At 37.2% G+C, this 25,741-nt stretch carries 22 protein-coding genes and 2 pseudogenes; 14 read left to right on the forward strand and 10 right to left on the reverse strand.

From position 1 onward, the window contains the following. Nucleotides 1-94 precede the first annotated feature (94 nt). From IWA51_RS12755 to IWA51_RS00635, 3 genes are read left to right on the forward strand one after another with little or no spacing between them, the layout of a single operon-like run. Nucleotides 95-229: a nucleoside/nucleotide kinase family protein gene (locus tag IWA51_RS12755; protein WP_268969394.1), complete on the forward strand. Its 135-nt coding sequence runs from the start codon at nt 95-97 to the stop codon at nt 227-229. Between the two features lie 53 nt (nt 230-282). Beyond that, nucleotides 283-3,282, forward strand: coding sequence for an ATP-dependent helicase (locus IWA51_RS00630; protein WP_198442761.1), 3,000 nt, complete (start codon nt 283-285; stop codon nt 3,280-3,282). Between the two features lie 16 nt (nt 3,283-3,298). Next, on the forward strand, nt 3,299-3,535 hold the full coding sequence (locus IWA51_RS00635; protein WP_198443633.1) for a M48 metallopeptidase family protein: 237 nt from the start codon (nt 3,299-3,301) through the stop codon (nt 3,533-3,535). 117 nt (nt 3,536-3,652) lie between these two features. On the opposite strand, the gene IWA51_RS00640 is transcribed toward IWA51_RS00635, so the two are convergent. Continuing rightward, entirely contained in the window at nt 3,653-5,482 is a 1,830-nt protein-coding gene (locus IWA51_RS00640) for an AAA family ATPase (protein ID WP_198442762.1), read from the reverse strand. Between the two features lie 218 nt (nt 5,483-5,700). On the opposite strand from IWA51_RS00640, the gene IWA51_RS00645 reads away from it, so the two are divergent. From IWA51_RS00645 to IWA51_RS00655, 3 genes and pseudogenes are all read left to right on the forward strand, one after another. Further along, nucleotides 5,701-6,369 (forward strand): DUF4143 domain-containing protein, encoded by a 669-nt coding sequence (locus IWA51_RS00645; RefSeq protein ID WP_198442763.1) that lies wholly within the window; start codon nt 5,701-5,703, stop codon nt 6,367-6,369. Between the two features lie 98 nt (nt 6,370-6,467). Beyond that, nucleotides 6,468-7,706, forward strand: coding sequence for an IS256 family transposase (locus IWA51_RS00650; protein ID WP_198441892.1), 1,239 nt, complete (start codon nt 6,468-6,470; stop codon nt 7,704-7,706). Between the two features lie 56 nt (nt 7,707-7,762). Then, a pseudogene (locus IWA51_RS00655) lies at nt 7,763-8,068 on the forward strand (DUF4143 domain-containing protein); the annotation flags it as partial. Between the two features lie 83 nt (nt 8,069-8,151). Here the strand turns inward: IWA51_RS00655 and IWA51_RS00660 are convergent. The 5 genes from IWA51_RS00660 to IWA51_RS00680 all read right to left on the reverse strand — a co-directional run bounded on the left by IWA51_RS00660 (nt 8,152) and on the right by IWA51_RS00680 (nt 11,445). Then, the gene (locus IWA51_RS00660) at nt 8,152-8,829 is read right to left on the reverse strand and encodes a restriction endonuclease subunit S (RefSeq protein ID WP_198442764.1); all 678 of its coding nucleotides are present in this window, start codon (nt 8,827-8,829) and stop codon (nt 8,152-8,154) included. A gap of 10 nt (nt 8,830-8,839) precedes the next feature. Continuing rightward, nucleotides 8,840-9,166, reverse strand: a complete 327-nt coding sequence (locus tag IWA51_RS00665) for a winged helix-turn-helix transcriptional regulator (RefSeq protein WP_198442765.1) — start codon at nt 9,164-9,166, stop codon at nt 8,840-8,842. Between the two features lie 42 nt (nt 9,167-9,208). After that, nucleotides 9,209-9,439: a virulence RhuM family protein gene (locus tag IWA51_RS00670; RefSeq protein WP_198442766.1), complete on the reverse strand. Its 231-nt coding sequence runs from the start codon at nt 9,437-9,439 to the stop codon at nt 9,209-9,211. Nucleotides 9,440-9,604: 165 nt separating this feature from the next. Beyond that, on the reverse strand, nt 9,605-10,846 hold the full coding sequence (locus IWA51_RS00675) for a class I SAM-dependent DNA methyltransferase (protein WP_198442767.1): 1,242 nt from the start codon (nt 10,844-10,846) through the stop codon (nt 9,605-9,607). 182 nt (nt 10,847-11,028) lie between these two features. Then, nucleotides 11,029-11,445: a hypothetical protein gene (locus IWA51_RS00680; RefSeq protein WP_198442768.1), complete on the reverse strand. Its 417-nt coding sequence runs from the start codon at nt 11,443-11,445 to the stop codon at nt 11,029-11,031. Nucleotides 11,446-11,480: 35 nt separating this feature from the next. On the opposite strand from IWA51_RS00680, the gene IWA51_RS00685 reads away from it, so the two are divergent. Continuing rightward, complete coding sequence (locus tag IWA51_RS00685) at nt 11,481-11,942, forward strand: AAA family ATPase (RefSeq protein ID WP_230402674.1); 462 nt, start codon at nt 11,481-11,483, stop codon at nt 11,940-11,942. Between the two features lie 553 nt (nt 11,943-12,495). Then, a pseudogene (locus IWA51_RS00690) lies at nt 12,496-12,999 on the forward strand (type I restriction-modification system subunit M N-terminal domain-containing protein). A 6-nt stretch (nt 13,000-13,005) separates the two neighbouring features. Here the strand turns inward: IWA51_RS00690 and IWA51_RS00695 are convergent. The 4 genes from IWA51_RS00695 to IWA51_RS00710 form a co-directional block, all read right to left on the reverse strand. Beyond that, entirely contained in the window at nt 13,006-13,887 is an 882-nt protein-coding gene (locus tag IWA51_RS00695) for an IS3 family transposase (protein ID WP_198443635.1), read from the reverse strand. Continuing rightward, nucleotides 13,836-14,339: a helix-turn-helix domain-containing protein gene (locus IWA51_RS00700; RefSeq protein ID WP_198442769.1), complete on the reverse strand. Its 504-nt coding sequence runs from the start codon at nt 14,337-14,339 to the stop codon at nt 13,836-13,838. Before IWA51_RS00700 ends, IWA51_RS00695 begins: the two co-directional genes overlap by 52 nt. Nucleotides 14,340-14,634: 295 nt before the next feature. Continuing rightward, the gene (locus tag IWA51_RS00705) at nt 14,635-17,487 is read right to left on the reverse strand and encodes a hypothetical protein (protein ID WP_198442770.1); all 2,853 of its coding nucleotides are present in this window, start codon (nt 17,485-17,487) and stop codon (nt 14,635-14,637) included. Between the two features lie 146 nt (nt 17,488-17,633). Then, nucleotides 17,634-19,952 carry a putative glycoside hydrolase gene (locus IWA51_RS00710; protein WP_198442771.1) on the reverse strand — a complete coding sequence of 773 codons (2,319 nt, stop codon included), beginning with the start codon at nt 19,950-19,952 and terminating at the stop codon, nt 17,634-17,636. Nucleotides 19,953-20,244: 292 nt separating this feature from the next. On the opposite strand from IWA51_RS00710, the gene IWA51_RS00715 reads away from it, so the two are divergent. Genes IWA51_RS00715 through IWA51_RS00740 form a run of 6 tightly spaced genes read left to right on the forward strand, consistent with a single transcriptional unit; the run spans nt 20,245 to nt 25,735 of the window. Beyond that, nucleotides 20,245-21,423 carry an ATP-binding protein gene (locus IWA51_RS00715; RefSeq protein ID WP_230402675.1) on the forward strand — a complete coding sequence of 393 codons (1,179 nt, stop codon included), beginning with the start codon at nt 20,245-20,247 and terminating at the stop codon, nt 21,421-21,423. Between the two features lie 11 nt (nt 21,424-21,434). Further along, nucleotides 21,435-22,652 (forward strand): restriction endonuclease subunit S, encoded by a 1,218-nt coding sequence (locus tag IWA51_RS00720; protein WP_198442773.1) that lies wholly within the window; start codon nt 21,435-21,437, stop codon nt 22,650-22,652. A gap of 3 nt (nt 22,653-22,655) precedes the next feature. Beyond that, on the forward strand, nt 22,656-23,600 hold the full coding sequence (locus IWA51_RS00725; protein WP_198442774.1) for a hypothetical protein: 945 nt from the start codon (nt 22,656-22,658) through the stop codon (nt 23,598-23,600). Between the two features lie 9 nt (nt 23,601-23,609). Then, nucleotides 23,610-24,533: a DUF1848 domain-containing protein gene (locus tag IWA51_RS00730; protein ID WP_198442775.1), complete on the forward strand. Its 924-nt coding sequence runs from the start codon at nt 23,610-23,612 to the stop codon at nt 24,531-24,533. Nucleotides 24,534-24,546: 13 nt separating this feature from the next. After that, nucleotides 24,547-25,005 carry a hypothetical protein gene (locus IWA51_RS00735; RefSeq protein WP_198442776.1) on the forward strand — a complete coding sequence of 153 codons (459 nt, stop codon included), beginning with the start codon at nt 24,547-24,549 and terminating at the stop codon, nt 25,003-25,005. Nucleotide 25,006: 1 nt separating this feature from the next. Continuing rightward, the gene (locus IWA51_RS00740; RefSeq protein WP_198442777.1) at nt 25,007-25,735 is read left to right on the forward strand and encodes a hypothetical protein; all 729 of its coding nucleotides are present in this window, start codon (nt 25,007-25,009) and stop codon (nt 25,733-25,735) included. The last annotated feature ends 6 nt before the right edge of the window (nt 25,736-25,741 follow it).

Genomic DNA, 25,741 nt, shown 5'->3' on the forward strand with positions numbered 1-25,741 from the left:
TATACTAACCTCATAAAGCAAAACGGCACAGGAAACGCGCAGTACCTCCTTTAAAATTTGCGTTCCCTGCAGCCGGTTTTTGCATGGAGGCAGTATGAAAAATTATTTTATCTTAGGCCCAACGGGCAGCAGTAAAACCGGATTTGCCCGTAAGCTTCTTTATGGTCAGAAATATTTTGTATCAAGCTTTGAGCAATATTTTCCCATGCTTACCGAGAGATTTTTCTGAAACAATTTACGATTCGGAAACAACTCATATTGTTGAAAAGATAGAACTTGAAAATGGATATTTTTGTAAACTTAAATAACAAACAGACTCAGGCTGTGCGGGAAACTGAAGGTTATGTCCGTGTAATTGCAGGGGCGGGGAGCGGTAAGACAAAACTTCTTGTAAGCCGTTATGCTTACCTTGTAACCGAATATGGAATTGACCCGTCAAATATTCTCTGCGTTACTTTTACAAACAAGGCGGCTGGGGAAATGAAAAAACGTATTTCAAAACTCATCGGACCTGAATATTCCACTTCCCTTATCTGCACCTACCACGGCTTTTGTGCCCGTCTTCTCCGCGAGAATCCAGAAAAACTTTTTCTTACCAGAGGTTTCCAAATTATCGATACTTACCAGCAGAAAACTCTTCTTGAAGAAATCTATCAGAAATATGAACTCAAACTGGATTGGGCAAACTTTCAGAGTATTATAAAGAAAATTGCACAGAAGAAGCAGGATATTTCTTATGTAAAAAGAATGGCGCAGGCGGATAAGGTTCAGCTTCTTTCAGAAATCAATACTCTCGATGACCAGATTATCGAAGAATATATGCAGCGCCAGAAAGCGGTTTATTCACTCGATTTTACCGACCTGATGATGTATGCAATCTACCTTTTGACTAATGACGAAGAAGTCCGCAATAAATGGCAGGAACGGCTGAACTATATTCAGGTTGATGAGTTTCAGGATTCTTCTTCTATTGAAATGCAGCTTGTTGATATTCTTTCCGGCAAGTATCAGAACCTTATGATTGTCGGAGACCCTGACCAGAATATTTATGAGTGGCGCGGTTCCGATGTTAAACTTCTGGTAGACTTTGACAAGAATCATCCCGGAACAAAAACTATTATCCTGAATCAGAATTACCGTTCTACTCCCCAGATTCTGAATTGTGCCAACACCCTGATTGAAAAGAATGCACTCCGCCTTAAAAAGGACTTGTTTACAAGGACTCTCCCCGGACCATCAGTAACTCATATTCATGCAAAAAGCGAAGATCAGGAAGTTGAAGAGATTGTAAAAACAATAAGAAAGATAAAAAAAGAGAAGGGTAAGTCATATTCTGATTTTGCAGTTCTCTACCGTTCAGGCTTTCTTTCCCGTGTTATTGAACGAAAACTTGTTGAAGAAGGTATTCCTTATGAAATCTATGGCGGCGTGAAGTTTTACCAACGCATGGAAATTCTTGATGTGGTTGCTTACCTCCGTCTTATCGCCTTCAACGATGACCTTTCATTCAAGAGAATTATCAATACACCGCGCCGAAAGTTTGGCAGAACCCGCGTTGCAGCCCTTGAAAGAATCCGGGAAAATAACGAAATAAATCTTTTTGACGTAGATCTTAAAGACAAAAGCCTTTATGAAGTTTTAAAAACACATTTAGGAGACCAGGCATTTAACGGTAGCGGGGGAGGTCAGTTTGTTTCTTTGATAGAAAATTTGAAAGCTCTGAAAGACCGTCTTAAAATCAGCGAGCTTGTAAACCGTGTCTGCATTGATTCAGGCTACGAGCAGTATATCCGAGAACTTGGAGATGAGGAACGGCTGGACAACCTTTCTGAATTCAAGCGCATTGCAAACGAGTTTGAAAGCGGATTCGGAGAAGACATCAATCTTGAAGGCTTCCTCCAGCAGATTGCCCTTATGTCTACAGAAGACACGGACAAGCCAGTAGAAGCAGTAAAACTTATGACAATTCATGCCTCAAAAGGACTTGAATTTCCGGTAGTTTTTATCATCGGCTTTTCCGAAGGGATTTTTCCTTCTTCCCGCACAATTGAAGAGCGTAAAAAACTCGGTCTTGAAGAGGAGCGCCGCCTCTGCTACGTTGCAATTACAAGAGCCCAGGAAACCCTTTATCTTATGGACAGCGAAGGACAGTCACAGAACGGAATCAAGAAACTTCCGTCACGTTTTCTATTTGAAATAGGTGAACAGAACTACAAACGAGTCGGCATAATCAGTGATGACCTAGAACGAGAGGCTTTCGGTTATATGCACAGACTTGACCTTTCAATAACAGAAGAACTTCCTCCGGAACAGCAGAGCGGCGAGCTGTATGTGGAACATCATATTTTCGGCAAAGGCAGAGTTATTTCTTTTGACACAAAGCGGAAGGTCTATACAGTCCAGTTTGAAAATATGACGCTGCCAAGAAGTATTTCCGCAGATTATTTTTCTAAGAAACATGAAAGTCTTCCTGTAATTAAAGCCCTTCCTCAGGAAAAAGAAGTTGAATATCTTCCTCCAGAAATTGAATCAAATTCTCTTCCCCAGAAAATTGACAATTCATTGCAGCCGACAGATGATTTGAATAAATTAACTCTTTTTGAACAGAAAACCGAAAAGGAGGAAGAATACAGAAGTCTTCCACACTGGGACGAAGACATTGATAAAGAAGAATTCACCATTGAAATGCCTGAGTTAGAAAAGAACGGTGAAGACGTTTCTGAAACTGTTGAAGAAATTGAAATTACAGAAGACGGAGAAGATGAAGAGGAAATTCCTGATGAAAAGAAAATCCCGCCTGAATTAAAGGCAAAGCTTGATGCTGCCCCTAACCACTGGGAAGACCCGAATTTTCCAAAAACCGGCTGGTCCTGCACAGGTGTTACTGACCTTGGATCTCCGGTCGGAATTTGTGAAATGTGCGGCTGGCAGATAATCCGTTATGTTCATCACATGGTTCATGATTCTGGCTTGAGTCTTGACTGCGGATGCGTATGTGCCGGAAAACTTGAAGGAAATATAGAACGTGCGAAGAAACGCGAGGCAGCCTTCAAAAATAAGGAAGCCAGAAAATTCAATTTTAAGAAAAGAACCTGGAAAAAGTCTGGCAGGGGAAATGAATATCTCAAAATCAAGAATCACATCGTAGTGCTGTTCCATTTCAGAGATTCTGACAAATGGAAATATTCCATCGACAATGAATTCTGTAAAAAATCCTACAACTCAAGAAATGAAGTAATCGAAGCTGTATTCGAGGCTTTGGAAAAATTATTGTATTCGTAATTAATCAGCCCTCCGTCTGCAAAAATCCCGCTGGGGAAGTTGCAGTGCAAAAGGAAATCTGAACTTCAACTGCCTTCTTGTTCTAATGCCGCCGGAAGTTCTAGATTCTGTAGTTGTTCACGAACTGGTTCACCGCCACCACATGAACCATTCCAGAGCCTTCTTTGATGAAGTGATTTCAATCTATCCCGAATACAAAAAGTGGGACAAATGGCTCAAGAAAAACGGAGGAGTTTTTCTGGCAAGACATTAAAGCATTTTGCAGAACTGAATCTGAATGAAACTTTCACCGCAGAAGAAATTGCCATATACACAAGAACTCCCACCGGCGGCTGGCAGGAATGGAGAAGAGTGGGCGAGTGAGGCTGACTTATAGTTCCAAACCGCAAAGATATTCTTCTGCATTTTTATATTCGATTCCATTTTCTGTTGTCTTGTCTGGACCTTTGTAAATTACAGTCTTTCCGGTTATTTTTCCGAAAAACTTTTCTGTAAGAGAGGTCATTTCTGTGTTTACAAGATTTTTGTACTGATTCGGAACTATTTCTGCAGAATGTTTTATTTCAAAAATTTGGCAGGTTGAATTTTCAAAATCTGAAATAACCATGTCATATTCGCCTGACTGAAATCTTAATTTAAAAACCTTCTTTTGGTTTTTCCAATTTTTTTCAAGCGATTTTTTTGTTTCAAGCAAAACAATGTCTTCAAGCATCCGGCCGCGGACATCATCAAAAATTTTGTCTGAAATAAGTTTACGTGTTGTGACATCAATATCTGCAAGCTGGGGATCATTCATCAAAGAATAGACAAGAGCCTGTGCCTGGCAGAACCTCATTCCGGGCTGGGTAAAAATGTAATAGATTTCTGAAGCATTTAACTGGGGCTTGTCTGCAAAACGTGTCTCAATATTGATTTTTTCAATCAAATCAAGAGCCGCAAGGTATTCTTTTATTTCTTCAGTATGAACCGGAGTAATTCCTATTGTCTGCTGATCCTTTTCTTTAATTGAAAGAATATTTTTAAGTCTTTCCAGAACAAATGAAGTATCAATTGTGTCAAGAATATTTGTGCGTTTTGAATCTTCTTTTGCAGACCGGAGCATCTGGGCTGCAGAACGAAGGTCATTTGACTTGAATTCCTGCGTGATGATTTTTACTGCAAAATCATGGTTCATGCTTTCTATAATTCTGTTGATTGCATTTGTAAGTTCATCTGCTTCATACAAAGTTTTCAGGTGGCGGAAATATCTTCCGTTCTTAAAACATTCAAGAGAGTGCTGGATATTTGAACAGATTGCTGTATCAATGTAGTAACGTGTTGATTCATCATCTCTGAAAGAAGCATCCTTTGCATTTATTTCCTTGCTTTCAAAGTCAATTTCTCCAGCTTTCAAAGTTCCGCCGTAGCGGATATAATCATCAATATCATTAATACCCAAAAGCCTTGAATGTTCTTTATAAGGTATAAATGTGGTGTGAACCATTACAGCCCTGTCATAAAGTTCATCATTTATGGCAAAGTTAAAACCAAGTGAATCTGTGCCGGAAAGAACAATTTTCATTCCCTGGGCTGCAAATACATCAGAAAACAAAGATGAAGAATCTATAAAATCATTTATAAGAGTAACTTCGTCAATGAAAAGATATTTAAATTCTTTTTCCTGAAGAAGAATTATATCTTTATTCAAATTCGCGATTGTGTCACTTGTTTGGCATTTTATATAAGCGGTTTTTGAAAAGTTTTCCTCGCTGAATGAAAGCATAAGCTGCCTTAACAGTGTCGTTTTCCCGGTTCTGCGGAGTCCGTAAATTACACAAACTTTATCAATCGTTTCACTGTAAAGATATTCTTCAATTGTTGCGTAGCAGTCACGCTTCTGGAATCTTGCAGCCTGCTGAATTGAAGTTCTTAAGTTTTTCCCAAAAGAAACACTGGTATTAAAATTTGAGGCTGAAAGAGCGGATTCTGAATTTTTTGAGGTTGATTTTATCTGCATTTTTAATTTCTTTTCCAGGGATTTACGGAGCTCAATATTTTTTTCCAGTTCTTCTGCTTCTTTTTCTGAAACAGAAATGCTGAACTGTTGTCCGTTTTTTGTTCCCTGATGGTAATAATAAGTTTTATTGTTTATGGTTCTGTGAGTAATATAACCTGACGGTAACTCGGCTAGTTGTTTTTCCAAAGCATTATTATCCTGCATATTAAACCTCTTTTTTTTATATTTTAACCGTATTTAACCGTTTCGTAAAGCGGTTAAATACGGTTAAAATTTTTCATTGATTTAGTGGCTGTAAATAAAAAAAAGTCCTGCCGCCATAGTTAAGCTAAATGTAATAGTCTACAAATAAAGCAGGAATTGTATTCTGCATCATTCAACGGCCACGTTTACTCCAAACTTTCATAATTTGCAGCGGTTTGATGCTCGGAATCAACTATAATAAAATTGCCAGCAATAGTGTAGGCTATAAGTCTGAATTTGAAATGCAGTCCATGGATTTTGAAGAATTTCTATGGGCAAAAGGCTACGGGCAGGATTTACTTGATGAACTTTTGGAACATATGAGAAATTCAACTCCGTTAAATCAGGCTACGATGAATGTTATGAACGAACTTTTTCTGGATTATTGTATTCTTGGCGGTATGCCGAAAGTTGTCAGCACTTATATTGAACAAAAAAAATTCCAAGGAACTCTGCAACTTCAAAAAGAACTGATTGAAGATTACAAGGAAGATATAAAAAAATACGTTAAAGGTATTGATAAAACAAAAGTCCTGAATGTTTTTAATAATATCCCTGTACAGCTGGCAAAGGAAAATAAGAAATTCCAGATTTCTAAAGTTGCAAAAGGGGCTAAATTTAAGGACTATTGGGGTTGCATTGAATGGCTTAATGACTCCGGAATTATAAATATCTGCCAATGTCTCCATACTCCGGACCTTCCGTTAAAAGGAAATTATGAAGATGACAAGTATAAAGTATATTTTAAAGATACAGGTCTTTTAATTGCAAGTCTTGATGAAGAGTCCCAGGAGGATTTAAGGGCAAATAAAAACATGAATGTATACAAGGGTGCTCTTGAGTTATAATCAAAAGTTGTGGATTGCCTGAGAAGGCATAGAAAAAGAGGTCTGTCTAAGGTATAGTTTTCTTTGGAAAAAAAAATAAACACCGAAGGAGACCTCTTATGAAAAGAATACTGGAAATTGAAGAAAATTCCAATAGTCCAACGATTGATTTGCTTGAAAAAGCAATCCGCGCAAGAGCACGTGAAGTAATTGAAAGTCTTTACGAGGATGAAGTTCAGCGTTTTCTTAATAAAACTTCTTCTATCGTAGACAAAACCGGAAACAAACTTGTAGTAAGAAACGGCTTTCACAAAGAACGGACAATTCTTACTACAAACGGTTACGTTACAGTCAGGCTTCCCAGAGTTGATGACCGTGCACTTGAAGAAAAGGATCGCTTTGTAAGCAAAGTCCTTCCTCCGTTTGCAAGAAAAACTCCGACAGTAGAAGCAATACTTTCCGCTGCCTACCTTGCAGGAATTTCTTCAAACAAGTTTTCAGCCATGCTCCATGATGTTCTTGGTAAAGAAGCAAAGGGCCTGAGTCCGTCAGTCATAACAAAGCTTACTGTAAAATGGCAGGCTGAATATGACGAATGGCGCAAACGAGATCTTTCCGGAAAGGAATACGTTTATGTTTGGGCAGACGGAATTTACGTAAAGTCCCGGCTTGACGGTGAAAAGACCTGCCTTCTGGTAATAATTGGCGTAACTGTTGAAGGCAAAAAAGAACTTGTGGCTGTACAGGCCGGAATTCGCGAGTCAACGGAAAGTTGGCGTGGAGTTTTGCTTGATTTGAAATTCCGCGGACTGACAAAAGCACCAAAATTGGCAGTCTGCGACGGAGCGCTTGGGTTTCAAAATGCAGTTGATGAAATCTGGGGCCAGCTAAAAATTCAGAGATGCTGGTTCCACAAGTCCATGAACATTCTGGACAAATTGCCTGACTGTGTGCAGACTCAGGCCACAAAAATGATTCGGGATATGTGGCAGGCAGACAAACGTGCAAACGCCTTGAAAGCCTACGACTTATTTATAGAAACTTTCGGAAAAAAATATCCGAAGGCAACGGAATGTCTTGAAAAAGACAAGGAGGATTTGTTCCGCTTTTATGATTATCCGGCGGAACATTGGGCTCACATTAGAACGTCGAATCCGATTGAATCGACATTTGCAACAGTCAGGTTGCGCCACAAGTCAACAAAAGGAAACGGCTCTTCCGCTGCTTCTGTTGCAATGGCTTTCAAGCTTTGTCTTCAGGCAGAGAAAAACTGGCGACGGCTCAGGGGATTTAAACAACTTGAACTTGTCGCCAAAAATATAATTTTTGTGGACGGTGAACAAATGAAGGCTGCCTGATGAAAAGACACTTTTTTTCAATCCACAACAATTGACAATAACTCGGTGCTCTTTATGAAAATATAATCGCTGAAGCCCTAAGCAAACAAGGCTACGGACTCTTTTATTATAAGAAGGAAAATTCAACCCTTGAAGAGGATTTCTTTGTTCGGACTAAAAAATCTCTTGTCCCGGTAGAAGTAAAAGCAACAAACGGCAATGCAAAAACTTTAAAAATTCTAATTAATGGAGAATGCTATCCTGACATTACTACAGGAATAAAATTGATACATGGAAATATAGGTTTTGAAAACAATATTCATACTTTCCCTTGTTTCTGTTCATTTTTACTCAAGCAATATCTAAGGGATGTGGAGTTTTAGAAAATTATTACAGAAACTCTATCATATTTTAGTGAATTTCCGCGAAAACTCGTTTATTTTTTAGCATAATTTCCGAATTTCCCCTAAGTTGCCTGAATTTTTCGAGTTTTATGCGTTCCGTCAGTAATTAAATCGCAAACATCTTCTAGTTTTTCAACTTTCCATTTTCCGCTTTCAACTATCTCATTCCCAAACATCTCGATAAACCGGGATTTGATTAGAGTGTCGTATTTTTCTAGGGTGGTTTTGCTTTTTGAAATGATTTTTTGCACTTTATCTAAAACGGCGGCGATTTTTTGTTGTGTTTCAAGTGGGGGCAGTGGGATTGCAAATTGCTTTAATATTCCAAGATTTATATTATTCTGTGCCACTCCTCGTCCAATCCTATTTACTTCATCTTTTATGGATTTTAAATATGAAAACAGATAATTAATATCTAATTGGTTGTTATTTTTTATTTTTAACCCTGCAATAGCTTGGTTTGTTGTGGCATCAATATTTAAAATTGAAACTTCACCAAGAGTTGCAAAAATTGAATATAATAGAGTTCCTTTTGTAAATAATTTTGCAGAAGAATTTTCTAAACCCAATTGAGTTATTAATTCTGATGTTTTAGAGATATATTTATCTGAAAAATCACCAATTTTTACCCATGGTATATTTCCATCTTTCCAATATTCAATTTTACTTCGAGATGGAGTTCCTCCTGATTGTATTTCACACACATCCCCAAGTTTTACCGTTTGCCATTTATTTTTCATATTTTCTTCCTTACTCATTATCTTTTACGACCCAATGACCTGATTTACTTGCACCTTCAAAGTAAACAATATCTTTCATCTCTGAAAGTTTTCGTTTTATTGTTGAAAGAGAAAGTTCAAACTTTTTAGAAAGGTCTTCTTTTGTAATTTTTGGATTTTTCTTAATTTCATTTATGATTTTTTCCCTAATTTTTGAATCCCTTTGGGGTTCACTTTCCAACTCAAAGGCAAAAGGGATTGTTCCACCATCTGTATTTAAAAAAGCAACAATTTCTTTTGGCAAAGAGTCTGAGAATTTCTGTTTTAATTCTGTTGTTTCAGTTTCTGCAAAAGTCATCTTATTTCCTTATATTTTACCGTTTGCCATTTGCTCTTATAGTTACTTCACGATTTCCTTCAATTTGAACTGTTCGGATAATTCACCTTCTTCAAAAATATGTTTTATGTGCTCACTGATATTTGATTTTCTTGTTTGATAAAGTTCTGCAAGTTGTGATTGTGTAAGCCAAACCGTTTCATCTTCAAACTTAACATTTATTTGAGTAAGACCATCTTGAGTTTGATAGATTACAATATCACCTGTAGTTTGATTTGTTATTATTTTATCCATCAATTACTCTCCCAACATTTTTTCTAATTCAGACAAATCATTTGAAATTTCATTTTGCAAGTCTTTTATTTCTTTTATTAAAACACTAGGAGCAGGATATTCTACTTTTTCATAAACAACTTCTTTGTATTTATTTATACTTAAATCATATCCGTTTTTTACAATTTATGATTTTGGTACGAAGAATGATTGTTCTGTTCGTTTGCGGTCTTTTTCTTTATCAAGATTCTGGAATCGCTTAATAATATCAGGGATGTCATTTGCATCTGTCGGCTGACGCTTGTCATCCAGGGAATATCCGTCGGCTTTCATATCATAGAACCAGACATTGTCTGTTCCACCTGCACCTGTTTTTGTGAAAACAAGAATACCAGTACTTACTCCGGCATAAGGCTTAAATACTCCGCTTGGCATACTGATAACTGCTGCAAGCTGATGATTTTCTACAAGTTCTTTTCTAAGTGCTTTATGTGCATTAGATGAACCGAACAAAACTCCATCCGGAACAATACAGGCACAGCGTCCACCTTTTTTGAGCATTCGGATAAAGAGGGCAACAAACAAAAGTTCAGTTTTGGTTGTAGAACAAACGTTTGTAAGACTTTCTGCAATTGTTGATTTATTTACGCTTCCTGTGAACGGCGGATTTGCAAGGATAACATCAAACTGACCTTCAATCTCGTTGTTCTTACTAACACTGTCCTGATAAGCAATATGCGGCTCATGGATTGAGTGGAGCAGAAGGTTCATTGCGGAGATTTTAAGCATTGTACTTCCTGTGTCAAAGCCTGTAAGAAGTCCTTTTGAATAATGCTCCCATTCCTTGTCACCCATTTTGTTTCCGTAAGTATCACGGATAAATTCAGCAGAAGAAATAAGGAAGCCGGCTGTACCACATGCCGGGTCACAGATTGTATCCATTGGTTGAGGGCGGATAAGCTGAACCATCATGTCGCGAATCTGTTTTGGAGTACGGAACATTCCTACCTGTCCGCTGGAATTAATTTTGCTCAAGACATATTCGTAAATATCACCAAGCATGTCGCGGGTCTGAACTTCTGGATTTTCAAAAAGTTCATCAAGCTTTGTGATTACGGCTTTTAAGGTTTGCGGGCTTGGAATAGAGAATGCTGCATCTTTCATGTAGCGGGCAAATGCGCTTTCTTCGTTTGCGTTGATTTTTTTGATGAACGGAAAAATCTCTTTATTCATCAAATTGAAAAGTTCGTTTTCTTCGAAGGTCTTAAAAATGTGCCAGCGGTATTTCTGCTTATCTTCCGGGAAAATGTGTTCCTTCTTTTCACCTGACATTTTTTCGTACTGTTCAGTTTCATTTTCAACTTCATCAAGAGAATGTATGAACATAAGGTATGAAAACTGTTCGATGACAGTAAGATATTCGCTCATACCTGCACTGAAAAAGTCGTCCCAGATTGAATCTATTTTGTTTTTATTTCGCCAGTAATCATTTTTTAGAACTCCTAACTTTGTTAAAGTGTATTATAGCAAGATTTTCTATAGTTTTATAGAGATTATAACAGATGACAGTGACAAAGAAGGTTACTATTATAGATTTTTTTCAAAACTAGTTACCTCTCCCATTCCCGCTCTCTTCGCAGCTGCCTTTCCACCTCCCGGCCCAGTTCAAACTCCCTGTACCAAGGACTTTTTTGCATCCATTCCTTTACGTCCTTACAACCGTGTTCTGCAATAACTCCTGCAATCTTACGAAGCAGCTCTGGTGTTGCACTTTCTAACATCTGGCTTATCTCGGCAGTTCCGAAAAAGTGCTTTTTACCGTAGGTTGTCTCTTTTGTGTAGCCGTTCAGCTCGTGGTCATACTGCTTAATCTGGCTGTCGTATCCGTCTTTGATTGCCTTGTTTGAGTTTGCAAAAGCAGCAACAAACATATCGACTATCGGCTCCAGCTGTTCATCCCGGTAGGTTCTCTGGGCATCTTTACAGTGCTCTTTGGTCCATTTCTTAAAGTTCTGAATACTCGGCATGAGTTCTTCCCACTTGGAGTATTTATGGAAAGACTTTGAATGAAAATATTGCAAAAGACATAGAAAAACTTCTTCATTACTTCTTCAACACTTGCTTTATAAATATTGTAGAAGAACCAGAGCAGAACTTATATCCTCAATCTCAGAACAAAGTACTGTACGAACTGCTTGAATGTAAAAATAACAATGATGAAAACAAACTTCTTATCACAACCCACAGCCCATACATTCTTGCTTATCTTACTCAGAGTGCAAAAGCAGCAGAATTGTTGACAAAGGGCGTTCCGGAAAAAGAAATAGAAAAGATTATTCCTGTAAAGGCCGCTGTACCAGGAGAAATGATTCATATTTATGAAACAAAAGCAGATGGTTCTATCAAGCTTCTTGAACCGTATGAAAATCTTCCTTCTGATGACAACGAACTTAACAAGGCATTGGAAGAACAGAACGACAGTTTCTCAGATCTTCTTGAACTGGAGGCTAAGTTTTGCAAGTAAATTTTTACGACTATGCCACAACAGTAAACCAAGTAAAAGAATTTTGACTTGTTGATCCAGACGATAAAGAAGGAAAAAAGCCAGCTTTTGTAAGTTATGACAAAACTACAGATAAATGGGATGGAACAGCTTACAAACACAATAAGCTTTTTTGGTGAAGAGTTGAATAAATACGAAAACAAAAGAGCTTATCTTTTCAATTCCAGAAGACCATTCGTCCCATCAATTCATAAAATTGCTCAGCAGCAGTTTATGCAGAAAAATAAGATTGTGCTTCGTATTAAGACGGAGATTGAAGAGTTAAAGTAGAAAAGGATAAAAAAAAACAAACATCCTACGGAAAACAACGATTCTTCGGAGCTGCTGAAATCAGGGAGATGTTTGAAAGTTCAACACTGGAACTGCTTCATAAGATTACCGACTTTGGCAATGTTGGAACCACAAAAAAACACCGGTAAAAATGCCATCGTCTGACACAATCACCAGTCGCTTTCCTAGTAAAAATGCCTTTTTAATGATATAATCAATCATTATTTTACAAAAGGACATCATCATGGCAAAATCAAAATCCCAGAAATCTAAATCATCTTCCGCCACCATCGGATTTGAACAGCAGATTTGGGATGCAGCCTGCGAACTTTGGGGACATATCCCTGCTGCAGATTATCGCAAAATCTTTACAGGACTTATCTTCTTAAAATACATCTCTACCGCATTTGAAAAGAAATACAAGGAACTTGTAGAATAAGGCGATGGCTTTGAAGATGACCCGGATGCTTATGAGGCCGAAAACATCTTCTTCGTCCCTCTGGAAGCCCGCTGGTCAGAAATTGCAAAGGCAGCCCACACACCGGAAATCGGCACAATCTTAGACAAAGCCATGATTGCCATAGAAGCCGACAACAAAAGCCTCAAAGGCGTCCTTCCAAAAAACTACGCCAACCCCGAACTGGACAAACGCGTTCTTGGAAACGTAGTAGACGTATTCACCAACATGGACATGAGCGACACCGAAGCAAGCAAAGACCTCATCGGTGAACTGAACCCTTTTTTATAGACAAAATTATGCGGCATATTGAGCTCTAAATTCAATAGGGCTCAAGCCGTTTAATCCAATTTTAATACGCTCTGTATTGTAATATGCAATATATTCAACCAGAGCTTTTTTGAATTCTTCTACAGAACTAAATTTATTCATGTAATAGAATTCTGTTTTTAGCAGGCCGAAAAAGTTTTCTGCCATACAATTATCAAGACAGTTTCCTTTTTGAGACATACTTTGCGTTACATCTTTCATTTTTAGCATTTGTGTATATCTTTCAGTTCTGTAATGCCACCCCTGATCAGAATGAATGATTAAGCCTTTAAGATTGTTATATTTTTCAAAAACATTACTTAACATCTTGCAGACAAAGTTTAATGTCGGCCGATGTGAAATTGTATATGAAATAACTTCCTGGTTATATAAATCAATCAACGCCGAAAGATATATTCTCTGGCCGCAAATATTGAATTCTGTAACATCTGTAACCCATTTTTCATTAAATCTAGTTGTCTTAAAATTCCTCTGAAGAATATTGGGGAATCCTTTTCCTTCAATTCCTTTATAAGAATGATATTTTTTAGGTCTGACATAGCTTTTTAATCCAAGTTCATTCATAAGCCGTTTTACTGTTTTATGATTTAGTGCAAAACCTGCCCGGCGAACCAACACTGTAATCCGTCTGTAGCCATAACGTCCTTTATGATGATGAAATATTTGCTTTATCAGTTCTTTTTCTGATTCATATTTATCAGGTTTATTTTGAATAGCAGTATAATAAGTACTGCGTTTCATATTAAAAATCAAAAGAAGATCCTTTAACTTGTATTTCTGCCTTAACTCAGATATTGCTATTGCTTTTTCTCTTGTTGATTCTGAGTTAAGGCTTCCAATTTTTTTAATGCTTCATTCTCCATTTCAAGCCAGTAATTCTTTTCCATGATTTTTCTGATTTCTGGATTCTTTACATGCTTGAATTTCTCTCGAATTGCAGCTGCCTCTTCTGAGGTTATCAGATTTTTCTTTCCGTTCAATTTCAACCCCTTGGTTGATTCTATCACCCATCGCTTTACTGTTGAAAGTGAAAGATTGTTCATTGCCGCAACTCTTGTATACGGAATATTTTGAACAGTTACTTGTTCTATTACTTTTGATTTTAAATCATCATCATATTGTTGATTATAATCTTTGATTTTTAAGCCTTCGATTCCATTGTATTTATAAAGTTTTAACCATCTTTCGACGACAGAATGAACTGTCCCGATTTTCTTTGCGATGGCTCCTGGTGACAGATCTTCTTCTTCATGTAGTCTTACAGCTTCCAGCCGTATTTCAAAACTGAATACTCTTTGCATAACATCCTCCAAAAAGTGTCTAACTTTTTGGGTTCAGTTCACGGCCCGGACGCGGAAGTGACCGGAGGGAGCGTTGCGGAGCGGAACGGAGAAAAGTCCGGGGATGGGAAGACAACTGGGCAAAAGGAAGGAGGCGGATGCGGCGGAAGGACGAGAGGAGCGGAGCAATGAGGCGGAGGCCGGAACCCCGGAAAGCACGACGGCAGGTTCCCTATGGAATCCTGCCGTGCCGCCCGTATGGAGAAAAAAGCCACTCCTCCAAAAAAGAGGAATGGCATAAATTCAGATTATAATTTTACGGCTGGAATTCAATCATCTCTACTCCGGGCCATTCTGTAGCAAAAACAGGCTTGCCATCAGTCCAGTAATGAAGATTTAAATTTCCCGGGTCAGAAAACGCCGAATAGAAATATATGCGGATATAACCGTCCGCCGGAGTAACCTCCGGGTTATCCTCGCGGTTAGAAGGTTTTGACACACCATGCTCCACAGAGCTAGAAACATCAGGTTCCTGCCAGCAATCATACCAGTAGATATTTGTGCTCACACTTAAACCTACTATGTCTGCACTTTGTGATTTTAAACCATAATTTTGTTTATTAAAAAGCATATTGAAGGTTTCCGCACCTCCCAAATATGACTTATTAATATCATAATAATACCAGCCAGTTTTTAACGGAGGCAATTCAGGCCATTCATAAACATCGCCTTCTATTTTTAACTTCATAAACCCGACAGACGCATTGTAAACTACTGTAATAACATAGTCCCCTGCATCAGCAAGATTTTTTACAACAATATTGCCAGGAGAAAGATTCCCATCGCCTCTGGCATAAAGAGGAACAAAACCCCCGTTCAATGCAACAGACAATTCCTGCATGTAAGTTCCGCCAAAATCCAAAAGCCAGCCTGTTTTGTCAGTGAAAACCTTAAAAAATATAGTGCCTCTTTTACTGCCCCAGCCAGTATGCTTTTCTGCGTTGTACGTAAATTTAAATTCTTGAGTATTTGCATCTATTACTTTAAATTTTTCACGAGTAAGGCCACCTTCCGTCGCATTCGTTTCACTTACAAAACCTTCAATCCACAGACAGTCTGGAAGCTCTGTTTCAGCGCAAGCAACCGTAGCTTCAAGCTTATCATTAATTGAAAAACTAAGTGAAACTGTTTTTGACGAATTGTTGCTAAAAACAATATTTTCATTTTCTCTTGTCGCTTCAGAGTCTTTTGAAATTACCCTAAAACTTGTCACCACAGAATCCCATGCCTTATAATTACAAAGAAGAACCTGCCCCTCTACCTTTGAGCCAGGAGAAAGCTGAATCGGTCTGTCCGCAGAAAGAACTCTCCAAAGCTTACCTTCTGCTTCTGAAAGATAAATATCACCCGCAAAGTAAAGCCCAAGAGTTTCATCTTCTTTCAGCACTGAATTCAAGTCCGTTTCCACGGATTTAAAGTTTGAGAATGTAAGTTTGCATGGAGTTTCTGAGTCAACCCAAACCAGAAGGGTTCTTAATGTTTCATTGTTTTTCTGATACACCGGAACATACAATGTAACGGTCTTTTTTTCAGTATTAAAATCAAAATGTTCACTGCCTGCTGTGGCACATTCATTAGAATTTGCCCTTGCAAAAATGGCTACATCAGAAACATTCTTGTCGCAAGTTACGTCGAATGTAACTTTGTGCAGCCTGCCAACTTTAAGAGCAAGCGGATAGATATTAATGTTTGATTTTCTGTCTTCCCCAAAGGTTACGCTTATGTCGTCTGCCAATGCCTCACAGGAAATGGAATCTCCAAAAATTGCATAACCAATTTTTGGATCGGTTTCTTCTATCTTATAATTTTTAATAAAAAGCTTTGAAACAGAACCAATTGTAAGCAGGGGAACTTCTGCCGACCAGTCGGTCAGTACAGTTCCTGTTTCCACTGAATATGTTTTATATTCTGTTCCTACATTATACTCAACATATTTTGAATCTTCCGACGTTGCCGCATCCAGCGTTGCAAGATATATTCCTGAGGATTTGTCTGCCTTAAGGTCAAAACTGATTTTATAGTTCTTGCCTTTTTCCGCTTTTACCGGAGTTTTTGAAACAAGCCAGTAATCCCAGCTTATTGAATAATCTTCAGACGCAGCAGAGTTTGTAACAATAACTTCCGAAGAGGTCTTTTCAACTTTTATTTCACTGATTGCCCCAACAGCAAAATCCGGAAAGGCATCAAGTTTTTCGGAAATTTTATCTTTAGACACAATAATAAAATCAAGATTTTCAAGAGCCGGAGTTTCAGGGTTGTCCGTTTCACCAGGCTTTTCTGTTTCTCCTGGTTTTTCAACTTTTTCCTGTTCTTGTTCCAAGTCCGCTTTTTCTTCAGTAGAAATTTCCGCATCTTCTATAGCAGGTTCTTTTTTATTAAACTCTTCATTGCCATCTGTTTTTTCTATAGATTTTTTTACTGTACTGTCCGCCGCAACAACCTTTACTTCAACACTGACGATAATCTTAATTGTCGGCGATTCAGAACCAGACGATTCCGTAGAAACAATTCTTTCTACTTTTGTTTTTCCGGCAAGATTAAGATTTTTTACAGCTTTTTCAACAATAACTTTTTCAAAAGAGTTATTTTCATTTTCTGAATCAAGCTTACAGTCTTCAAAAATCATAGTCTTAGCAACTTTTGAAGAACCATCATTTGAAAGCGCTACCCGCACTCCCTTCTTATTTACAATAAGCTTTTCAACAATTGTCTTTGCAATGTGAATGGAATTGCTTCCGCCACCATTTACATAAACTTCACTAACCTTATAGCAGTTCTGCAATGTAAAGTCGCCGTTTCCCACTTTTTCGTGCACGATTACGCCATTTATGCTCATAAGACTGTCAAAAACAACCTTATCGCTTTCTACTGTAAATGTCGCATTTTTTACGTTTCCGTTTTTAATTGTCAAAGGTTTTGAAATCGTATAAGAATCGTTTTCATCAATTTTCAGATTCGCCTTTCCCAAATCGATTACATCACCATCCCTTGCCGTATTAATACGTTCTTTTAATGAGATTTGAACAGACGCCGAATCATCAGACGAATCATTCTGACAGCCTGTAAACAATGCGATTGCCGCACAAAATGCAAAAAGAAGTTTTTTCATTTTTGTCCCCTTTTAATATAAGATAGGACATTCTACCCCCCCCCCGCATTTTGTCTAGTGCGCAACCTTGAGTTCTATAAAATTTGTTGAAAAATCTGTGACAACTTCTGCCTTGGCTAAAATTTAATAGTGCCAGGGCTGAAAAGTTATTTTTTTTCAATCTTCTTATTAAAAAGTTTCATCTGCAAGAGCGGATTGAAAACGGAATCATCTGAGTGCCAGCGTTTTTTTTCGCGGTTAAAAATTTTATCAGCGTGGGAAAGGCCTTCATTTGTAAACTCCGGCGCTTCCTGTGTTCCCAAAGCCGGTTTTCTGAACGACGGGCTGGATTCCGGACAAGTTCCAATAAAAGGCTCGTCCTTTGCAATATCCGGCGAAATCATTTCGTAATTTCCAGAGTTGTTCCAATACATATAGCCGTGGTCAACTGAATCACGCACGCCAAATATTTCCTTTAAAACATATTCCTTGCCGTAATACTGCCGGTCGTAGCTTACATTCAGGTAAAAAGCCTGAACCCACGGTCGTACTACAACACGGTTTCGGGCCAGAACTGAATTTCTGTAAGTTCCATAATAATAAATTCTGTAGACACGGTCTTCCGCCGGCGGAAAATTCATAAAAGCGTTTTCAAAGTGGCTTGGATAAAACATAGGGCCGATTACATCAACATACTCAGCCATCATCTCCACATCTTGTCCGGTCCGGGTGCCGCTTCTATACCAGCCGTTCGCGCCATAAATATCAATTCCAATCGGAGCGTTTATATTTTCGCGGGCATATTTCAGGAACGAAACCAACGCGCTTTCCTTATCCATGCCCTCACTCTTCCAGCGGTAGCTTGCCTGACGCAAATTATAGCCATCCGTAGGAAACCTGATATAGTCAAACTGAATTTCATCAAATCCGCGGGCAATAAGTTCCTTTGCAATCGCAACATTATATTCCCAAACTTCCGGGCAATACGGATCAACCCAGTTTTCGTCATAGTAAACAGGATTTTTTCCAGTCACTTCACCGGTTTCCTCATCCACAATATCTTCATATTCTTTTATGCCGACCCACGGCGATTTTGTATTGTAATTCCAGACCGCATATTTTGAACCGCCGAATTTCGCAAGATTCCGGTCTTTAAAAACTACTATCCTGGCAATCAGATATGTATTGTCTTTTTTAAATTCTTCTACAAAATGGTCAAGATCGACCGCATACTGAGTAACCTTTCCCTTTGACTTTACAAGCTCGTCTTTAGTGTCATAACGAAGAAGTCCATAATCATCTTTCATATCTATAACAAGACTGTTAAGATTGTTGTCCTTTATTATTTTTTTAAATTTATCAATTCCTGTCTGAAGCCTGCACTGATACGCCGAGACATAAATGCTTTTTTGACCAAGCGCTTTTTTTCCGTACTGAGAATTTATTGTGCCCGGATACAAAAGCCATAGCTCATTCAGAAGAATTCCCCGTTTCAATCCGCTACGATTGTACGGAATCCATGCAGAATTCACGCTGCCCGGAACACAGGCAAAACTTTTTTTCCATTCAGCGAGTTTTCCCGGAATGCCAGGATTTGTATAATCCTCAAGGTTTAATGCTCCAAGGGTTTCATTTTTTGAATAAACAAGTTTATTGCCTGCAACTGCAAGTCCGTCAATGGTTTCAGCAGGTTCTTCGCCTTTATAAATAAGTTCGCCCTGACGGTTCGGCCAGTCAAATTTATAAATGCGCGGAATAAAACTCTGGCTCAAATAAATATCAACATAAGAAGTTCCGTATTCATCCTGAACAAGAACCGGAAGAATATCCGCAATTTCGTCAGGGCTCGTAAGGTTCGGCATCATCTCAAAACCTTTTGCCACATCAATCCACACAGGACGGGCGGCATCCGGCTTTATATAGGAAAGGCCAAAAATGGGATGGCTCATAAAAACAACAAGCTCTGTCCCTGTAGAACCATCGCTAAGCGTAACCGGCATTGAGCCGACCGCGCATGCCTTTACACCAGGTGTAGCCATGCTCATTGAACCAAGATTTTTCCAGTTCCGTCCGCCGTCCCGAGACAAATAAACGGAATCTTTTGTGGCTGTAACAAGCTGCTGCGGATTCAAGGGATTTGCGCACAAATCTTTTAATGTCTGAACCCGGGTTTCAAATTCAGTATTTTGTCCGTCATAATTTTTTATTGTAGACAGCGGCAAGCCGGAATTTCTGTATTCAAAAATCTCAAGGTCGGAACTAAAAAGAATTCCCTTGCTGGTGCGGAAATACCAGTTTTCAATTATTTTTCCATCTTCGGAAGGAATTTCCGTGCGCACAATCTGTTCAACAGAGCCTTCGGTCCAAACCGGAAAAAATGAGTTTCCTCTCGAAAGCTTAAAAAGACCCTTGCTCGTTCCTACAATAAAAATTCTGGATTCACCGTTCGGAGAAACTTCTTCCGCCGCTTTTGATTTTTCCTGCATTTTATACAAAGGTTTCGCCTGTTTTGCGCATAACGCTGTTAAAACAAAAAAAGATGCCATAAAACAAAATACGTATTTTTTCATACATAGTTCATCGGCTGTTCCGCCCTTCGCTAACGCTCACCGTCCTCGGCTGCCATTCGGGCATCCTGCGGTCGGCAAGGGGCTCCATAGCCTCACGCTTAAAACGCTTGATTTTCGGCTATTTCGGAGTTATACTCCAAATTAGTCGGATTACACAAAAGGGGGCTTTATGTATATAAACCGTCACATTCTGCCATATTTGCACAGAATGAAAAAACAGTTCAGAGTTCTCTTAATTATCGGTTCCCGTCAAGTCGGAAAATCTACTTTGCTAAAAGAAAAACTTCTCCCGGATTATGGATATGTTACCCTAGATGATTTTACAGAACTTGGATTAGCACAAAAAGATCCAGCTCTGTTTTTCAAAAATCATCCGCTTCCTGTTATTGTTGACGAAGTACAGCGAGCCCCAGACCTGTTTTTGCAAATAAAGCTTCTTGCAGACGGCACAAAAAATAAAGGACAATTAATTCTTACAGGGTCACAAAGCTATAGGCTCTTGAGTAAAGCGGCAGATTCTTTGGCAGGACGTGTTTGCATCATCAATATGACATCTCTTTCGCTTAGAGAAAAATACGAAATTGATTTTAACACAGAATTCTTACCGACATCTGAATACATCGAATCCCGAAAACAAAAAATAAAGCCATATAAAAACTTATGGAATCATATATGGCGTGGAAGTATGCCGGAGCTGGCAGATGAGTCAATCGAATGGGAACCATTTTACCGCTCGTACATAAGGACATATCTTGACCGCGATGTGGCGGATATAATAAGCCAGAAAAATCTGGTAAAGTTCCATAACTTTATGCAGTGCCTTGCAGCTCGGGTTGGAGAACTGTTTAACGCAGATTCCATCGCCCGTGATGTTGGCGTTACAAGCAAAACAATTTCCGAATGGACAAGCATCCTTGAATCTTCCGGTGTAATCCGTCTTTTGCAGCCTTATGAAAAAAATGTATCCAACAGAGCCGTAAAAACTCCAAAAGTCTTCTTTATGGATACAGGCTTGGTCTGCTTTTTAGTAGGCTGGTCTTCTGCAAGTGTAGCAATGAACGGCGCAATGTCGGGCAGTCTTTTTGAAAACTTTGTTGTAAGCGAAGTAATCAAATCATATTACAACGCCGGCCACGAAACCGAAAAAATCTATTTTTACCGCGACAAAGACAAAAAAGAAATAGATTTGATAATCGAAAAAGACAATATCCTCTACCCAATCGAAATCAAAAAATCAGCCCGTCCAACAATAGACATGGCAAAGCATTTCTCTGTCCTGTCTAAAATCGCTGGAGTTTCTGTTGGTCAGGGCTGCATTATTTGCCAGTGCGATAATCCTCTGTATTTGAGCAATGAAGTTATTTCGCTGCCGGTTGAGTATGTGTGAGGAGGAATGGGATGGAAGCGTGGAAAGAATGTAAACTTGGAGATTATTGTGATTTTCAAAACGGTTACGCATTTAAATCTTCAGAATTCAAAACTAATGGTGAATATAAAATTGTCAAAATCAAAGAACTAAAAGATGGCCTTGTTAAATTTTTCGATGATTCTGCAAGTGTAGATGTTCATGACATTAAAGAATTTGAAAAATATAAAATCTACCGAAATGATGTTCTTTTCGCTTTAACTGGAGACCCTGTAAGTAAACCTAATCCATTAAGTTGGGTAGGAAGAGTATCGATTTATAGAAGCGATGAAAATGCTTTGTTAAATCAACGAACCTGTAAAATAAAAAAATCTGATGAAATTGATAATCAATTCTTGTACTACTATTTTCGACAGTGGGAGAACTTTTATGCCTTAGCCTCAAAAGCTACAGGCAGTGCAAGTCAAGCTAATATTTCAACAAATACAATAGCCGACACAATCATAAAACTTCCCCCTCTCCCCACCCAGCAAAAAATCGCTGCCATCCTCTCATCCCTCGACGACAAAATCGAACTGAACAATAAAATAAACACCAACCTCGAACAGCAAATTGAAGCTCTTCTTTTAAATTATTTATCAAAAAGAGAAACAACTTCTGTAAAACTTGGAGATTATCTTTACATAAAAGGACGTATTGGCTGGAAAGGACTTAAGAAAAATGAATATCTTTCAGAATCAAACTATCGAATTATTAATGGTGAAACCCTCACAAAATCAGGAATAGATTGGAACAAAGCCGGTTACATTTCTGAAGAACGTTATACAGAATCTCCAGAAATAATGTTACAGATAGGTGATATTCTTTTGTCGAAAGACGGAACAATTGGAAAAATCGGATATGTCGATGAACTCGAACTTCCAACATCAGTTGCCTCAGGAATCTTTGTAATTAGAAATAATAATCCAAGTGTAATTTCTACTACCTTTATTTATTATTTGCTGAAATCAAAACTATTCGATTCATTTATCATTGCTCGTACAGAAGGAAGCGTCATACCACACTTATACCAGAAAGATTTTATGGATTTTGAGTTCCCGCTTCCATCCCCAGAATTAATGACTAAATTTGAACAAACAACCTCACCAATGTTTAATCAAATTATAAACAATTTAAAAGAAAATAAAAAATTAAATTTCCTCTGCGATTCACTTTTACCAAAGTTGATGAATGGAGCAATTGAGGTATAAATAATGGCATTATTGAAAAGACGGATTCTTACACCATATGAACAATATTTACGTTTTGCGCTTGCTTCTTTAAAGCCTTGTATTCATTTTGGTAATACACCATGCACACATGTGAATTGCAGCCACACCTGTAAGAAAAACGGTTATTGTATTGATTGCTTAAATGACATTCTCACAAATGACAATTCTATTACTTCGAGATTAAGAGAATATTCATGTGAGAACATTACTTACAGTTATGTTTTACGATATTTGAATCGTTATGCATCAGAAATATATCACTTGTTTGAAAAAGCACAATTTACCCAAAGGCAAGTTGTGAATATTATTTCGCTAGGATGTGGTCCAGCCACAGAATTAGTAGGATTTGAGTCTATTTATCATAAAATGAATCCGACTGGGATTATTAATTTTTTTGGTTTTGATACAAATTCTATATGGTCAAGTTGCCAAAATCAACTGGGTAGAATTTATAATTCTTATAATGTTAATTGTACTTTTTTTAATCAAGTATTATTACCTGATAATCAATTTCTAAAAAATACAGATTTATTGATTCTTAATTATGTTGTTTCTCATATTCATAAACATGTTAATACATCTGATAAGTCTATACGAGAAAAAGCAGTTGAATCATTTTTAAATACAATTATTTCACCTATATTTGATAATATGCCTTCCAGATCTATTTTACTAATAAACGATACAAATTCTTATAATCTTGGTCGTAATCAAATTGAAAAGTGGACAAGAAGTCAAAGCCAAAAAGCTAGTAGTTTAATAACAGGTTTATATCCTAATCCCGATAAGCCATATGCAAGATTCAATCATAATAATACAATTATGCAAGATGTTTCATTAGTTTATCAAAAAAGTTCACCTTATGATAAATATCAAATAAGTATTGACTCTTGTGGTAGTGCTTTCATTCTGATAAAGAAGAGGTAATATATGATATTGAGTGTATCACGAAGAACAGATATTCCTGCCTTTTATGGAGATTGGTTTATCAATCGCCTAAAAGAAGGTTTTGTGTATGTTAGAAATCCAATGAACATACATCAAGTATCAAAAATTCCTCTGACTCCGGAAAAAATAGAATGTATTGTTTTTTGGACAAAAAATCCCTCTGAAAAATTTATAAAAGATTTAAAAATTATAAATGACCTTGGATATCGTTATTACTTTCAATTTTCTGTTACTTCATATGATCAAAAAGTGGAAGTAAATATTCCAAAAAAAACTATTTTAATGGAACGTTTTAAGCAACTATCAAATCAAATCGGAAAAGAAAAAGTTATCTGGCGATATGATCCTATCTTCTTTAATGAACATTATGATTTTGATTATCATAAAAAATGGTTTGAATACATAGCAGCAAAATTAGAAAATCATACAGAAAAATGTGTAATTAGTTTTTTGGATTATTATTCGAAGATTCGAAGCCGTCTTATTCTTAATGGTATTCCAGAAGTTCAAGAACAACAAATGCATGAATTTGCTTTTTATCTTTCAGCTATTGGTAATAAGTATGATATAAAAGTTGAATCCTGCTGTGAGGAAATTGATTTATCAAGTGTTGGTATTGAACACGGACATTGTATAAATGCAGAATTAATAAATAGAATTTGTCCATTGCAATATGATTTCAAGAAAGATAAATCTCAACGTCAGGCTTGTGGCTGTATTGAGAGTATTGATATCGGTAGTTACAACACATGCAGAAACGGATGTATATATTGTTATGCAAATTGGAAAGAAACTGTAAATACCGTTTATGATCCAAACAGCCCAATTTTGTGTTCTACAATAAATCCGGATGATAAAATAACTGATAGACAAATAAAGAGCTGTGAATTACTTCAAGCGAAATTATTTTGATTTGGGAGAAAAAATGAATATAAAAACAACAGACTACGATGTTGATGATTTTTCAACAAATGACAAATTATTATTTATACCCTACGATACAAATTCTGATTTTAATGGATTATCAAAGGTTTCATATACTGCATCGAGCTTGCCAATTTATAAGTTATTTAAAAAAGAAAAATTAGATGCAGATTTTGCAATTTCAAATCTAGATGACTGCGTTTTTGTTGAAAATCATAGCATTGACTGGTTTGGTCCGACAATATTTATACCACTTATGGTTATATCTCAAAATCCAAACATTGTGAGCTTTTGTTTGAATATAATTTCAAACTATGTTTATGATTTATTTAAGGGGAAAAATAAAGATCCTTCAATTAATTGCTCATTTTTATATGAAGATAAACAAAAAAAGAAGAAAATCGAATATGAAGGACCTGTTTCTGGCTTAAAAGAAATTGAAAAAATAATGAAGGCTTAAAATGAAAATGGACGAATACATAAATAAACTCATAGAGGTAATAAATGAAGCATTAAAATATAATCATTTTGTAAGAGATAAAACATTACAAGAAAAAACAGTTCAAGAATTAGAATCTTATATCTTAGCAATACATCAAAATAAATTTGAAGCAGAACAGAAAGGTGCTCCCGATTTTTTTCTTAATAGATTTTTCCATTTTCAATGTGTTATGAATTCAGTGAAATCATCACTGAATATGTGGATAAAACTTAAAGAAGGAAAAAATTATGATGCATGGTGTTCTTTACAAGATGCGATTGATTATATTGCTTATTCTCAAAAAGTTGAAGAACAGATGTCAGGTATCAACGACTTGCAAAAGTTCTTTATGGATTGTGAAAAGACATTATTTCCAGTATTTCCATTATATAATTCCAGCGGATTATTATTTAAGGGAGGAACTTGTTCAATTTGTGGAAAACCGCTCGAAAAATGTGAACATATAGAAGAATATTTATACAATGGAAAAATATGCAAAAGGATTAATATAACAGATGTAGCTATCAACCATATTGCCATGGTAAAAGAACCAGATGATAAAAGATGCATAATACAAGAATTTCAATCGGAAGATGGACAAATGTATGATTATATGACTATGCTACCAACAAAAGAAAAACCTCATGATTCCGAAAACAAAACTATTTCTGGAATTGTATACAATACACATTCATTAGATATATTCTAGCAGGCG

This window comes from Treponema peruense, from assembly GCF_016117655.1.
In the GTDB taxonomy this organism is placed as follows: Bacteria; Spirochaetota; Spirochaetia; order Treponematales; family Treponemataceae; genus Treponema_D; species Treponema_D peruense.

Excerpts from the sequence above, each read along its gene's own strand:
- IWA51_RS00710 (WP_198442771.1), bottom strand. The coding sequence starts at position 19,952 with ATGCAGGAAAAATCAAAAGCGGCGGAAGAAGTTTCTCCGAACGGTGAA.
- IWA51_RS00630 (WP_198442761.1), top strand. The coding sequence starts at position 283 with ATGGATATTTTTGTAAACTTAAATAACAAACAGACTCAGGCTGTGCGG.
- IWA51_RS00725 (WP_198442774.1), top strand. The coding sequence starts at position 22,656 with ATGGCATTATTGAAAAGACGGATTCTTACACCATATGAACAATATTTA.
- IWA51_RS00665 (WP_198442765.1), bottom strand. The coding sequence starts at position 9,166 with ATGACTTTTGCAGAAACTGAAACAACAGAATTAAAACAGAAATTCTCA.
- IWA51_RS00640 (WP_198442762.1), bottom strand. The coding sequence starts at position 5,482 with ATGCAGGATAATAATGCTTTGGAAAAACAACTAGCCGAGTTACCGTCA.
- IWA51_RS00670 (WP_198442766.1), bottom strand. The coding sequence starts at position 9,439 with ATGGATAAAATAATAACAAATCAAACTACAGGTGATATTGTAATCTAT.
- IWA51_RS12755 (WP_268969394.1), top strand. The coding sequence starts at position 95 with ATGAAAAATTATTTTATCTTAGGCCCAACGGGCAGCAGTAAAACCGGA.
- IWA51_RS00715 (WP_230402675.1), top strand. The coding sequence starts at position 20,245 with ATGAAAAAACAGTTCAGAGTTCTCTTAATTATCGGTTCCCGTCAAGTC.
- IWA51_RS00720 (WP_198442773.1), top strand. The coding sequence starts at position 21,435 with ATGGAAGCGTGGAAAGAATGTAAACTTGGAGATTATTGTGATTTTCAA.
- IWA51_RS00705 (WP_198442770.1), bottom strand. The coding sequence starts at position 17,487 with ATGAAAAAACTTCTTTTTGCATTTTGTGCGGCAATCGCATTGTTTACA.
- IWA51_RS00660 (WP_198442764.1), bottom strand. The coding sequence starts at position 8,829 with ATGAAAAATAAATGGCAAACGGTAAAACTTGGGGATGTGTGTGAAATA.
- IWA51_RS00645 (WP_198442763.1), top strand. The coding sequence starts at position 5,701 with ATGCTCGGAATCAACTATAATAAAATTGCCAGCAATAGTGTAGGCTAT.
- IWA51_RS00675 (WP_198442767.1), bottom strand. The coding sequence starts at position 10,846 with ATGAGCGAATATCTTACTGTCATCGAACAGTTTTCATACCTTATGTTC.
- IWA51_RS00735 (WP_198442776.1), top strand. The coding sequence starts at position 24,547 with ATGAATATAAAAACAACAGACTACGATGTTGATGATTTTTCAACAAAT.
- IWA51_RS00740 (WP_198442777.1), top strand. The coding sequence starts at position 25,007 with ATGAAAATGGACGAATACATAAATAAACTCATAGAGGTAATAAATGAA.
- IWA51_RS00680 (WP_198442768.1), bottom strand. The coding sequence starts at position 11,445 with ATGCCGAGTATTCAGAACTTTAAGAAATGGACCAAAGAGCACTGTAAA.
- IWA51_RS00700 (WP_198442769.1), bottom strand. The coding sequence starts at position 14,339 with ATGCAAAGAGTATTCAGTTTTGAAATACGGCTGGAAGCTGTAAGACTA.
- IWA51_RS00650 (WP_198441892.1), top strand. The coding sequence starts at position 6,468 with ATGAAAAGAATACTGGAAATTGAAGAAAATTCCAATAGTCCAACGATT.